Source organism: Microbacterium sp. CCNWLW41 (assembly GCF_037083505.1).
On the sequence record NZ_JBAOJP010000009.1, the window covers coordinates 372,459 to 385,479 of the forward strand.

Annotated in this window: 10 protein-coding genes; 5 read left to right on the forward strand and 5 right to left on the reverse strand. The window is 70.3% G+C overall.

What is annotated here, in order from left to right; all coding sequences use genetic code 11:
- Positions 1–3: 3 nt before the first annotated feature.
- From V6R91_RS28335 to V6R91_RS28355, 5 genes are all read left to right on the forward strand, one after another.
- Positions 4–594, forward strand: a complete 591-nt coding sequence (locus V6R91_RS28335) for a DUF3000 domain-containing protein (protein ID WP_336398023.1) — start codon at positions 4–6, stop codon at positions 592–594.
- Entirely contained in the window at positions 587–1,786 is a 1,200-nt protein-coding gene (locus V6R91_RS28340; RefSeq protein WP_336398024.1) for a ribonuclease D, read from the forward strand. Before V6R91_RS28335 ends, V6R91_RS28340 begins: the two co-directional genes overlap by 8 nt.
- Before the next feature lie 72 nt (positions 1,787–1,858).
- Positions 1,859–3,064, forward strand: a complete 1,206-nt coding sequence (locus V6R91_RS28345) for a thiolase family protein (protein ID WP_336398025.1) — start codon at positions 1,859–1,861, stop codon at positions 3,062–3,064.
- Positions 3,065–3,071: 7 nt separating this feature from the next.
- Entirely contained in the window at positions 3,072–5,216 is a 2,145-nt protein-coding gene (locus tag V6R91_RS28350; protein ID WP_336398026.1) for a 3-hydroxyacyl-CoA dehydrogenase NAD-binding domain-containing protein, read from the forward strand.
- A 223-nt stretch (positions 5,217–5,439) separates the two neighbouring features.
- The gene (locus V6R91_RS28355; protein WP_336398027.1) at positions 5,440–6,150 is read left to right on the forward strand and encodes a hypothetical protein; all 711 of its coding nucleotides are present in this window, start codon (positions 5,440–5,442) and stop codon (positions 6,148–6,150) included.
- Here the strand turns inward: V6R91_RS28355 and dxs are convergent.
- The 5 genes from dxs to dut all read right to left on the reverse strand — a co-directional run bounded on the left by dxs (position 6,147) and on the right by dut (position 13,010).
- Positions 6,147–8,105 (reverse strand): 1-deoxy-D-xylulose-5-phosphate synthase, encoded by a 1,959-nt coding sequence (gene dxs, locus V6R91_RS28360; RefSeq protein WP_336398028.1) that lies wholly within the window; start codon positions 8,103–8,105, stop codon positions 6,147–6,149. The two genes, V6R91_RS28355 and dxs, sit on opposite strands and share 4 nt — an antisense overlap.
- Before the next feature lie 97 nt (positions 8,106–8,202).
- Positions 8,203–11,037 carry an aconitate hydratase AcnA gene (gene acnA / locus V6R91_RS28365; protein WP_336398029.1) on the reverse strand — a complete coding sequence of 945 codons (2,835 nt, stop codon included), beginning with the start codon at positions 11,035–11,037 and terminating at the stop codon, positions 8,203–8,205.
- Positions 11,038–11,170: 133 nt separating this feature from the next.
- Positions 11,171–11,965, reverse strand: coding sequence for a DUF3159 domain-containing protein (locus V6R91_RS28370; protein ID WP_442928189.1), 795 nt, complete (start codon positions 11,963–11,965; stop codon positions 11,171–11,173).
- Positions 11,962–12,561 (reverse strand): DUF3710 domain-containing protein, encoded by a 600-nt coding sequence (locus V6R91_RS28375; RefSeq protein ID WP_336398030.1) that lies wholly within the window; start codon positions 12,559–12,561, stop codon positions 11,962–11,964. Before V6R91_RS28375 ends, V6R91_RS28370 begins: the two co-directional genes overlap by 4 nt.
- Entirely contained in the window at positions 12,558–13,010 is a 453-nt protein-coding gene (gene dut / locus V6R91_RS28380; RefSeq protein WP_336398031.1) for a dUTP diphosphatase, read from the reverse strand. Before dut ends, V6R91_RS28375 begins: the two co-directional genes overlap by 4 nt.
- Between the last annotated feature and the right edge of the window lie 11 nt (positions 13,011–13,021).

Sequence of the window (13,021 nt, forward strand, 5' to 3'; positions counted from 1 at the left end):
CGCGTGGCTGACCAGCGTCCCCCCGCGGCACCGAGCTCGTTCGAGCAGGCGGCCGAGGCGGTGCGCTCGATCTCGTTCCGCGACGACCTGACGGTGCGTGAGATCCCGGCACCGCAGGGGCTGGCGCCCCAGGCGCTCGCGATCGCGGGCGATGTGCGCTCCTCCCCCGACGACGTCGACTCGCCGTACGGCACGGGTCGGCTCGTGCTGCTGCACGATCCGGAGGAGCCGGCGCCGTGGAACGGCCCCTGGCGCATCGTGTGCTTCGCCCAGGCGCCGCTCGAGCCGGAGATCGGAGTCGATCCGCTCCTGGCCGATGTCGCGTGGACGTGGCTCACCGACGCGCTGGCGTCGCGTCGCGCCGGGTTCCATTCGGCCTCCGGGACGGCCACGAAGACGCTCTCCAAAGGTTTCGGCTCCCTTGCCGCGGAAGGAGACGGTGCGCAGATCGAGCTGCGGGCGTCCTGGTCACCGGAAGGCGCGATCGCTCCGCACGTGGAAGCATGGGCGGAGTTGGTATGCATGCTCGCCGGGCTCCCGCCCGGCTCGGAAGGGATCGCGATGCTGGGTTCGCGCAGGACGCCGCGTGGTTGATTATGAGGTGATCGACGAGGTGGGCCACCTCGCCGACGCCGCGCGCCGGCTGGCCGCCGGCCAGGGGCCTGTGGCCGTCGACGTCGAGCGCGCCTCCGGATTCCGGTACTCGCAACGCGCATACCTCGTGCAGGTGTTCCGTCGCGGCGTCGGCGTGTTCCTGTTCGACCCTCCGCCCATCGGGGACTTCCAGGCGCTGCAGGACGCGATCGGTCACGAGGAGTGGGTCCTCCACGCCGCCAGCCAGGACCTGCCGTCACTGCGCGAACTGGGCCTCGTGCCCGACTCGATCTTCGACACCGAGCTCGCCGCGCGACTTCTGGGTCATGACCGGGTTGGCCTCGGTGCGGTCGTGGAGGACACCCTCGGGATCACCCTCGCCAAGGCGCACTCCGCCTCGGACTGGTCCACCCGTCCGCTGCCGCAGTCGTGGCTGGAGTACGCGGCACTGGACGTCGAGCACCTCGTGGACGTGCGCGACAAGCTGCTCGAGGAGCTTCACGAGCAGGGCAAGGCCGACTTCGCGGCCGAGGAGTTCCGCGCCGTGCTCGAACGCGAGCCGAAGCCGCCGCGCGAAGAGCCGTGGCGTCGCCTGAGCGGCCTGCACACGGTACGTGGACGCAAGGCGCTGGCCGTCGCCCGTGAGCTGTGGACCGCGCGCGAGGAGTACGCGCGGGCGGAGGACGTCGCGCCCGGGCGACTCGTGCCCGACCGCGCGCTGGTGGCCGCGGTGCTCGCCGACCCCAAGTCGAAGAGCGCACTGGCCGCTGTGAAGGAGTTCACCGGGCGGGCCAGCCGCTCTCAGCTCGATCGCTGGTGGGCCGCCATCGAGGCGGGCCGTGCCACGAGCCACCTCCCGCTGGAGCGCGCGACGGGCGGGGACTCGCTCCCGCCGCCCCGCGCGTGGGCGGACCGCAACCCCGAGGCGGACGCGCGCCTGAAGGCGGCGCGCCCCGTCGTCGAGCGGCGGGCGGAGGAGCTGCGCATGCCGACCGAGAACCTGCTGACTCCCGAGCTGCTTCGGCGCATCGCGTGGACGCCGCCGGAGCCGGTGACCGAGGCATCCATCGGCGACGCGCTCGCCTCGCTCGGCGCGCGGTCGTGGCAGATTGCGCAGACTGCACAGCTGATCGCCGATGCCTTTGTGGGATCCGTGCAAGCCGTGTCGGAGCCCTCCGAAACGGCTTCGTAGGTTTCCGCCACCCGATTCAGACCGCTCCGACCGCCCTCCTAGGCTGGCGTCATCCCAACTTTTGGAGGCAGAGTGGCCGAGATTTCGGACGTCTACTTCGTCGATGGCATGCGCACCCCGTTCGGGCGCGCCGGCGAAAAGGGCATGTACTGGAACACCCGAGCGGACGACCTCGCCGTCAAGGCGACGATCGGACTCATGGAGCGCAATCCGGGCGTTCCGAGGGACCGCGTCGACGACGTCGCCATCGCCGCGACGTCGCAGACGGGCGATCAGGGCCTGACCCTCGGCCGCAGCGTCGCGATCCTCGCCGGGCTCCCCCAGACCGTCCCGGGCTTCGCGATCGACCGCATGTGCGCGGGCGCGATGACCAGCGTCACGACGATGGCCGCCTCGATCGGCGTGGGCATGTACGACGTCGCCCTGGCCGGCGGGGTGGAGCACATGGGCCACCACCCGATCGGCGGCAACGCCGACCCCAACCCCCGCTTCGTCGCGGAGAAGATGGTCGACCCCGGGGCGCTCAACATGGGCGTCACCGCCGAGCGCATCTTCGACCGGTTCCCCCACCTGACCAAGGAGCGCTCCGACCGCTTCGGCATGCTCAGCCAGCACAAGGTGCAGGCGGCGTACGACGCCGGCAAGATCCAGCCGGATCTCGTGCCGGTCGCGATCAAGGACGCCGACGGCTCGTGGGGTCTCGCGACCGAGGACGAGGGCCGGCGGCCGGGTACCACGATGGCGGACCTCGCCGGCCTCAAGACCCCGTTCCGCCCGCACGGCCGGGTGACCGCGGGCACCTCGTCGCCGCTCACCGACGGTGCGACGATGTCGCTCCTCGCCGGTGGCGGCGCGGTCAAGGAGCTCGGGCTCACGCCGAAGATGAAGCTCGTCTCGTTCGCGTTCGCCGGCGTCCAGCCCGAGATCATGGGCATCGGGCCGATCCCGTCGACGGAGAAGGCCTTGAAGAAGGCGGGCCTGACGATCGGCGACATCGGACTGTTCGAGCTCAACGAGGCGTTCGCCATCCAGGTGATCTCCCTGCTCGACCACTTCGGCATCGCCGACGACGACCCGCGCGTCAACCAGTGGGGCGGCGCCATCGCCTTCGGCCACCCGCTGGCGGCGTCCGGCGTCCGCCTGATGATCCAGCTCGCGGCGCAGTTCGCCGAACGACCCGACGTGCGCTACGGCCTCACCGCGATGTGCGTCGGTCTGGGCCAAGGCGGCTCGGTCATCTGGGAGAACCCGTTCTACGACGGAAAGAAGCGGAAGTAAGCGCGGAATGACGAACTACGACGACATCGACTTCTCCCCCATCCTCGCCGTCACGGAGGGCGAGGTGATCACGCACTCGCGGGTGCGCGACATCCGCCTCCCCTCCGGCAAGGTGCTCGCCCTCATCACGCTCGACAACGGTCGCGACCACACCCGCCCCAACACGCTGGGACCGGCGACGATGTTCCAGCTGGGCGAGACGCTCGAGGCGCTCGAGGGGCGTGCCGCGGCCGGTGAGATCCAGGCGGTCGGCATCACCGGCAAGCAGTACATCCTGGCGGCGGGCGCCGACCTCTCCGACATCAGCAAGGTCGGCTCGAAGGACAACGCACGCCTGGTGGCCCAGCTGGGTCACAAGGTCTTCGGCATGCTGTCCGAGCTGGGGGTGCCGACGTTCGCGTTCGTGAACGGGCTGGCGCTGGGCGGCGGCCTCGAGATCGCGCTGAACAGCACGTACCGGACGGTGGATGCCTCGGCCGCCGCGATCGCCCTCCCCGAGGTCTTCCTCGGCATCATCCCCGGCTGGGGCGGCGCCTACCTGCTGCCGAACCTCATCGGCATCGAGAACGCCCTCGAGGTCGTGATCTCCAACCCGCTGAAGCAGAACCGCATGCTCAAGCCGCAGCAGGCGTTCGACTACGGGATCGTGGACGCGATCTTCCCGGCGGCGAACTACCTCGAGGATTCGCTGAACTGGGCGGACCGCGTGCTCAGCGGCAAGACCAAGGTCGAGCGCAAGCACGAGCCCGGGAAGATCGAGCGCCTCACCAAGTGGCCCATCGCGATCAAGATGGCACGCGGCATGCTCGAGTCCAGGATCGGGACGGTCCCGAAGTCGCCGTACGTGGCGCTGGACCTCCTCGACAAGGCGAAGGGCGGCACCAAGGCCGAGGGCTTCGCCCGCGAGGACGAGGCGCTGGCCGAGCTCGTCGCCGGCGACCAGTTCGCGGCATCCATGTACGCGTTCGATCTGGTGCAGAAGCGCGCCAAGCGGCCGGTCGGGGCTCCTGACAAGGCCCTGGCGAAGAAGGTCGCCAAGGTCGGCATCATCGGCGCCGGCCTCATGGCCAGCCAGTTCGCGCTGCTGTTCGTCCGCAAGCTGCAGGTGCCGGTGCTCATCACCGACCTCGATCAGGCGCGCGTCGACAAGGGTGTGGCCTACATCCACGACGAGATCGGCAAGCTCGAGGCGAAGGGGCGACTCGACGGCGACGCGGCCAACAGGCTGCGCGCCCTCGTGACCGGCACGACCGACAAGACGCTCTATGCCGACTGCGACTTCGTGATCGAGGCCGTATTCGAGGAGGTGGCGGTCAAGCAGCAGGTGTTCGGCGAGATCGAGAAGATCATCGCGGAGGACGCCATCCTCGCCACCAACACCTCGTCGCTGTCCGTGGCGGAGATCGGCGCGAAGCTGACGCATCCCGAGCGCCTGGTGGGCTTCCACTTCTTCAACCCGGTGGCGGTCATGCCGCTGATCGAGATCGTGAAGACGCCGCAGACGTCGGATGCCGCACTCTCGACGGCCTTCGTCGTGGCGAAGAGCCTCGGGAAGAACGGCGTGCTGACGGCGGATGCGCCGGGCTTCGTGGTGAACAGGCTGCTCGCCAAGGTCATGGGCGAGGCGGCGCGCGCGGTGTACGAGGGCACTCCCATCGCCGAGGTCGAGAAGGCGTTCGCGCCGCTCGGACTGCCGATGGGACCGTTCCAGCTGATCGACCTGGTCGGATGGAAGGTCGCCGCACACGTGCAGGACACGATGGTGCGCGCCTTCCCCGACCGCTTCTACGCGAACGAGAACTTCCACGCCCTCGCGGAGTTGCCGCAGGTGGTCGAGAAGGACAAGGGCGGCCGCGTGACCGGCTGGACGAAGGCGGCGGAGAAGGTGCTCAAGCCCGCCGTCGGCTCCTCGCCCGCCTCGGCGGAGACCATTCTCGAGCGCGTCCAGGACGGACTCGCCCAGGAGATCAGGATCATGCTCGACGAGGGCGTGGTCCCGGAGGTGCAGGACATCGACCTGTGCCTCATCCTCGGAGCCGGCTGGCCGTTCATCGACGGTGGCGCATCGCCCTACCTCGACCGCGAGGGGGCTTCGCAGCGGGCATTCGGCGACACCTTCCACCACCCGGTGATCACGGGCATCGGCAGCTGAGCCGACCGACGACGAGCGGGCCGCGCAGGGCGCATCCTCCTCGGAGGGTGCGCCCTGTGCGTGCCGCGGGGGCGACAGCGGCCGGCGCGGCGAACGACCGCACCCCCGCCGTGGAACGCCGGCGGTCATGCCGGTGAACATCTCGCGAGCAGGGGCGTCTTCGGCGATGTCCCGGGATCGACGCAGGGCATCCTTTACTCAGGGACGATCGGGAGGAGTCCGGGTGCTGGATGCGATCTCGGGGCTGTTCAGCGGCAACGCGCTCAGCGTGCTCGTCAAGACGAGCGGCGCGGCGCTGACCCTCCTCGTGGTGGTCCCGGCGCTCATGAAGCTCTTCCTGGTCACGGTGGACGAGGGCTCGGCCGCGATCCGCACGCGCAACGGCAAGCCGATCATCCGACGGGTGCGCGGGTCGGACGACGGCCGCGGCGAGGTCGTGGTGCTGCGACCGGGCACCCACGGGGCGTTCCCGATCCTGTACTGGTACCGCATGGTCGACGTCCGGGCCCGATCGACGGATCTCCCGGCGCGCTGCCTCACGGCGGCGAGCGGGCATCAGCACCTCGTCCATGCGTCGTTCGACTGGCGGCCCATCGTCTCGGGCCACGACCTGCGGGTGCTCGAGCTGGACGTGCTGAACGTGAAGGAGCGGGCGGGCAACATCGTCGGCGCCGCGCTGCGCGACCTCGTGCACGAGCTGGACGGCGCGGTCCTCCCGCCGAACGACGTGCTGTCGCCGCGCATCGTGGCTGCGTGCACCGAGCTCGTGCGCAGGGAATGCGGCGTGGAGCTGCTGCGCGTGATCGTGACCGGCGATGCGCTCACCGACGGATACCTGCTGTCGCAGGCGGTCGCGCCCCTTGCGCCCGGTCCCGCACGGTCCGAGTGGGGCGCGGCGGCCGCCGTGCTGGCGGACCGGCTGAGCTCCGTCTAGCGGCGCTCGTCGCGCGTGCGGGCCAGGTCCGGCAGCGTGGGGATCTCGCTGGTCTGGGCTCCGCGGGCGACGGGGATGCGCGTGCCGAGCACCTGGGCGACGACGTCCTGCGCGATCTTCGCGGGCGTGAGACCGGCGTCCTCGAGGATCTGCTCGCGGCTCGCGTGGTCGATGAACTCGTCGGGCACGCCGAGCTCGTCGACGGCCGTGTCGATTCCCGCTTCGCGCAGCACCTGCCGCACGCGCGTGCCGATGCCGCCGACACGGATGCCGTCCTCGATGGTGATGACGAGGCGGTGGGATGCCGCCAGCTCCACGATCGACGGCTGCACCGGGACGACCCACCGCGGGTCGACGACGGTGGCGCCGATCCCCTGGGCGCGAAGCCGCTCGGCCACGTCGACGGCGATGTGCGCCATCGGGCCGATGCCCACGAGGAGGACGTCGTGGGCGTCGGAGCGCACCAGCACGTCGACACCGTCCTCGAGGCGCTCGATCGCCGGCAGCTCCGGGCTGACGGCGCCCTTCGGGAAGCGGACCACGGTCGGCGCGTCGTCGACGGCGACGGCCTCGCGGAGCTCCTCGCGCAGCCGCGGCTCGTCGCGGGGCACGGCGATGCGGATGTGCGGCACGATCTGCAGCATCGCGAGGTCCCAGATGCCGTGGTGGCTGGGGCCGTCGGGTCCGGTGACCCCCGCGCGGTCGAGGACGAACGTGACGCCCGCGCGGTGGAGCGCGACGTCCATCAGCACCTGGTCGAACGCGCGATTCATGAATGTCGCGTAGATCGCGACGACGGGGTGCAGCCCGCCGAAGGCGAGGCCGGCCGCCGAGGCGACGGCGTGCTGCTCGGCGATGCCGACGTCGTAGACGCGGTCGGGGAAGCGCTGCGCGAACGAGAGGAGTCCCGTGGGCCGCAGCATGGCGGCGGTCATGGCGATGATGTCCTCGCGCTCGTCGCCGACCGCGACGAGCTCGTCGGCGAAGACGTCGGTCCATGCGAGGCCGCCGGAGGAGCCCAGGGCCGCTCCCGTGAGGGGGTCGATCTTGCCCACCGCGTGGAACTGGTCGGCCTCGTCCGACAGTGCGGGCGCGTAGCCGCGGCCCTTCTCGGTGATGGCGTGGACGATGACGGGCGCGCCGTACTCCTTGGCCAGCTCGAGCGTCTCGATGAGGGTCGGCAGGTCATGGCCGTCCACCGGACCCAGGTACTTGATGTCGAGGTTCGAGTAGAGGGCGGCGTTGTTGGTGAAGCGGGACAGGAATCCGTGGGTCCCGCCCCGCACGCCGCGATAGACCGCGCGCGCGGCCGGGCCGAGCTTGCGGAACAGGTTGTCGGAGCCGCGGTGCAGCGTGCGGTACGACTCGGCGGTGCGCACGCGGTTCAGATACCGCGCCATGCCGCCGATCGTGGGGGCGTACGACCGCCCGTTGTCGTTGACGACGATCACCAGGTTCCGGTCGTTGTCGTCGGAGATGTTGTTGAGCGCCTCCCACGTCATGCCGCCGGTGAGCGATCCGTCGCCGACGACGGCGATGACGTGGCGGTCCTTGCGCCCGGTGCGCGTGAGGGCCCGGGATACGCCGTCGGCCCAGCTCAGCGAGCTGGAGGCGTGCGAGGACTCGACGACGTCGTGGAGGCTCTCCGAGCGCTGGGGGTAGCCGGCCAGGCCCCCACGTGCGCGGAGCCGCGAGAAGTCCTGGCGGCCGGTCAGCAGCTTGTGCACGTACGACTGGTGACCGGTGTCGAAGATCATCGGGTCGTTCGGCGAGTCGAACACCCTGTGCAGAGCGATGGTGAGCTCCACGACGCCGAGATTCGGGCCGAGGTGACCCCCGGTGCGGGCGACGTTCTCGACGAGGAAGCCGCGGATCTCGTCCGCGAGCTGCTCCAGCTGGTCGGTGGTCAGCGCGTCGAGGTCACGGGGTCCGGCGATGGACGACAGCAGCGACATCCCCGCTCCTTTCCAGCCCGGAAGGGCCCTGTCAGTCTACCCGCGGCATGAACGAGGGACCGGATGCCTCGGCATCCGGTCCCCCGTGAATCGGCTGTCAGACCAGCGAGCGGAGCACGTACTGCAGGATGCCCCCGTTGCGGTAGTAGTCGGCCTCGCCGGGCGTGTCGATGCGGACGACCGCGTCGAACACGACAGTCTGCTTGCCCTCGGGCGAGAACTCGCTGGGCTCGGCGGTGACGCGCACCGTCTTGGGCGTGACGCCCTCGTTGAGCTGCTCGAGGCCCTCGATCGAGACGATCTCGGTGCCGTCCAGACCGAGCGAGCGCCAGCTCTCGCCGGCCGGGAACTGCAGCGGGACCACGCCCATGCCGATGAGGTTCGAGCGGTGGATGCGCTCGAAGCTCTCGGTGATCACGGCCTTCACGCCGAGCAGGCTCGTGCCCTTGGCCGCCCAGTCGCGCGACGAGCCGGAGCCGTACTCCTTGCCGCCGAAGACGACCAGGGGCGTTCCCTGCGCCTGGTAGTTCATGCTCGCGTCGTAGATGAACGACTGCGGGCCGCCCTCCTGGGTGAAGTCGCGCGTGAAGCCGCCTTCGACGATCTGACCGTCGTTGACCGCGGCGACGAGCTCGTTCTTCAGGCGGATGTTCGCGAACGTGCCGCGGATCATGACCTCGTGGTTGCCGCGACGCGAGCCGTAGGAGTTGAAGTCCTTCTGCGCGACGCCGTGCTCGGTGAGGTACTGCGCAGCCGGCGTGCCGGCCTTGATGTTGCCCGCCGGCGAGATGTGGTCGGTGGTCACCGAGTCGCCCAGCGTCGCCATGACCCGCGCGCCGGTGATGTCGCTGACCGGGGTCAGCTCCATCGTCATGCCCTCGAAGTACGGGGGCTTGCGCACGTAGGTCGACTCGTCGTTCCACTCGAAGATCGGACCGGTCGGCGTGGGCAGGTTCTTCCACCGCTCGTCGCCCTCGAACACCGTCGCGTACTGGGTGATGAACTGCTCGCGCGAGATCGACGTGTCGATGATCTGCTGGACCTCGTCGGGCGAGGGCCAGATGTCCCTCAGGAAGACGTCGTTGCCCTCGGTGTCCTTGCCCAGCGGGTCGGTCTCGAAGTCGAAGTTCATCGAGCCCGCCAGCGCGTACGCGACCACGAGGGGCGGCGAGGCGAGGTAGTTCATCTTCACGTCGGGGCTGATGCGGCCCTCGAAGTTGCGGTTGCCCGAGAGCACCGCGGTCACCGCGAGGTCATGGTCGTTGATCGCGGCGGAGACCTCCTCGATGAGGGGACCCGAGTTGCCGATGCAGATGGTGCAGCCGTAGCCGACGGTGAAGAAGTCCAGGCCCTCGAGCGCCTTGTCCAGGCCGGACTTCTCGTAGTAGTCGGTGACGACCTTGGAACCCGGGCCGAGCGTGGTCTTCACCCAGGGCTTGCGCTTGAGGCCCTTGTCGACCGCCTTCTTGGCCAGCAGACCGGCCGCGATCATGACCGACGGGTTCGAGGTGTTGGTGCACGACGTGATGGCGGCCAGCGTGACGGCGCCGTTGTCGAGGATGTACGCCTCGCCGTCGGGCGTGGTGACCTTGACCGGCTTGGACGCCGTCGCCGGGGCGCCGCTGTTGATGTGCACCGGACGCGTGGTGGGCTCCTCCTCGCCGGGGACCTGGCCCGGGTCGGAAGCGGGGAAGGAGTGCTTGGACTCGAGGTCGACGATGTCGTCGGAGGTGGAGGCCGTGGCGTAGCTGACGATGTCCTTCTCGAACTGCGCCTTCGCCTCGGACAGCAGGATGCGGTCCTGCGGGCGCTTGGGGCCTGCGATCGAGGGGACGACGGTCCCGAGGTCCAGCTCCATGTACTCGCTGAAGGCCGGCTCCCGCGTCGGGTCGTGCCAGAGCGACTGCTCCTTGGCATACGCCTCGACCAGCGCGACGGCGTCCTCGTCGCGCCCGGTGAGGCGGAGGTACTCGAGCGTGACGTCGTCGATGGGGAACATCGCGGCGGTCGAGCCGAACTCCGGGCTCATGTTGCCGATGGTGGCGCGGTTCGCCAGCGGCACCGAGGCGACCCCCTCGCCGTAGAACTCGACGAACTTGCCGACCACGCCGTGCTTGCGCAGCATGTCGGTGATGGTCAGCACGACGTCGGTCGCGGTGACGCCGGCGGGGATCTCGCCGGTCAGCTTGAAGCCGACGACGCGCGGGATCAGCATCGAGACGGGCTGGCCGAGCATGGCGGCCTCGGCCTCGATGCCGCCGACGCCCCAGCCCAGCACGCCCAGGCCGTTGACCATGGTGGTGTGCGAGTCGGTTCCGACGCAGGTGTCGGGGTAGGCGCGCAGGACCCCGTCGACCTGGCGGTCGTAGATCACCTTCGCGAGGTGCTCGATGTTCACCTGGTGCACGATGCCGGTGCCGGGCGGGACCACCTTGAAGTCGTCGAACGCCGTCTGCCCCCAGCGGAGGAACTGGTACCGCTCGCCGTTGCGCTCGTACTCGATCTCGACGTTGCGCTCGAGGGCGTTCTCGGTGCCGAACAGGTCGGCGATCACGGAGTGGTCGATGACCATCTCGGCGGGCGACAGCGGGTTGATGCGGTTCGGGTCGCCGCCGAGGGCGGTCACGGCCTCGCGCATCGTGGCGAGGTCGACGATGCAGGGCACGCCGGTGAAGTCCTGCATCACGACGCGGGCCGGCGTGAACTGGATCTCGGTGTCGGGCTCGGCGTCGGGGTTCCACGAGCCGAGGGCCTTGATCTGCTCCTTCGTCACGTTCGCGCCGTCCTCGGTGCGCAGCAGGTTCTCCAGCAGCACCTTGAGGCTGAACGGGAGCTTCTCGTAGCCGTCGACGGTGTCGATGCGGAAGATCTCGTAGTCGGTGCTGCCGACCGTCAGGGTGCTCTTCGCACCGAAGCTGTCAACCGTGGACACGTCTGTCTCCTTCGTCGGCGGCGGGATCGGGCCGGAGTCCGGCATCCCCATCTTCCCCCGCACCGGAGCCCTCGGCTAGTGAGGTCTCCCTTATCGTGCGGCGGGAAAGTATCTTGATGTCAAGATAAATGTATCACTTCGGCGAGGACGGGTAGAGCGCACGCACGGCGAGCCACGTCACGGCGACGAGAGGCGCGAACAGCGGCAGGCCCATGATGAGCTTGAGCGTGCCGAGGGCGGCCACGTCACCGGCGAGGTACAGCGGCACCTGGACGATGAGGCGCAGGGCGAAAAGCGCGGCCCAGGCGATCGAGAGCCAGAAGAACACGCGCCGCTTGCGCCGGTCGGCGCGCCACGCGGTGCCCTCCCCCATCAGGAATCCGACGGCGAGGCCGATGAGCGGCCATCCGACGAACGCCGAGACGAGGAACGCGGTGCCGTACAGCGTGTTGGTGAGGAAGCCCGGGATGAAGCTGTCCTCTCCCCGTCCGGTCCACAGGGACAGTCCCGCTGCGGCGGCCGCGGCGATCAGACCGCCGATCGCCGCGCTCGCGGACTGGCGCTGGATCAAGCGCACGACGGTGAAGACCGCGGCGAGGCCGACCGACAGCCCGAGGCTCAGCGGAAGGTTCCCCGAGCGCACGTCCGGATCGGAGTCGTACGTCGCGGTCCAGGCGACGAGGAACACCACGCCGGGGAGCACGGACTCGAGGATGCCGCGCCAGCCGCCCATGGCGGCCCACACGACGTGGCCCGTGCTCTTCCCCTCGGCGGGGTCGAGTCCGGCGCGACGCGCGGCGCCGCCCAGGGCGGCGCCGAGCACGTCGGATGCCGAGGGCGCGGCATGAGTCTGCTCGCCGGCGTCGCCCGCCGTGCCGCCGGGAGCGGGACGGCCGGCGTCGTCGTCGAACCGCGGGGCGTCGCTCACGCCGTGCCCGGCGTCGCCGGCATCCGCAGCGGGATGAGGTCGCGCGGGGGCATCGGCGATCCGCCGCGCACCACCACGATGGAGCGGAAGAGGTCCTCGACGGCAGCGGCCGCCTCGACGTCGGCGGTGGCCGCCCCGCCGATCACGCCGCGCAGGAACCAGCGCGGTCCGTCGACGCCCACGAAGCGCGCGAGGCGCTTGCCGGCGGTGCCGTCCGGGCCTGCCACGACCGGCACCTCGGCCAGCAGCTCGGGCCCGAGCGGGCCCTCGCGCTCCTCGACGCGGCCGCCCTGCTGGCGGATCTGCTGGCGGATCTGCTCGCGCGTCTCCTCCCAGAGGCCCGCCGAGCGCGGGGCGGCGAAGGGCTGCACCTGGAGTGTCGAGCCGGCGTAGTCCAGCCCGACGGCGACGATGCGCTTGGTCTGCTCCTCGACCTCGAGGCGCAGGTTCAGGCCCTCGCGCGGGAGGATCTTGATCCCGCCGAGGTCGATGTACGGCCGCACGGGATTCGCCTCGGACTCGTCGAAGGGCCCCGTCTCGGCGCGGTCCTCGGGCGCGACCTTGCGCGGCCCGTCGGCGGATGAGGGATCGGTCATGCCAGGACTCCGTCCTTCTGATAGCCGGTGGAGCCGAAGCCGCCCTCGCCGCGCACGCTGTCGGGCAGGGTCTCCACGCGGATGAACACCGCGCGGGGCACCGGCATCACGATCAGCTGCGCGATGCGGTCGCCGACGGCGATGTCGTGGGCCTGCTCGCGGTCGGTGTTGAGCAGGATGACCTTGATCTCGCCGCGGTAGCCGGCGTCGATGGTGCCGGGGGCGTTGACGACCGTGATGCCGTGCTTCGCGGCCAGACCGCTGCGGGGCACCACGAACGCGACGTAGCCCTCCGGGAGCGCGATGCGCACGCCGGTCCCGACGAGGGCGCGCCCACCGGGCTCCAGGCGCACCGCCTCGGCCGCCACGAGGTCGGCGCCCGCGTCGCCCGGGTGGGCGTACGCCGGGACGTCGGGGGCGATAATGGGGACGTCCACCGTTTCAGTCACCCCATGAGGCT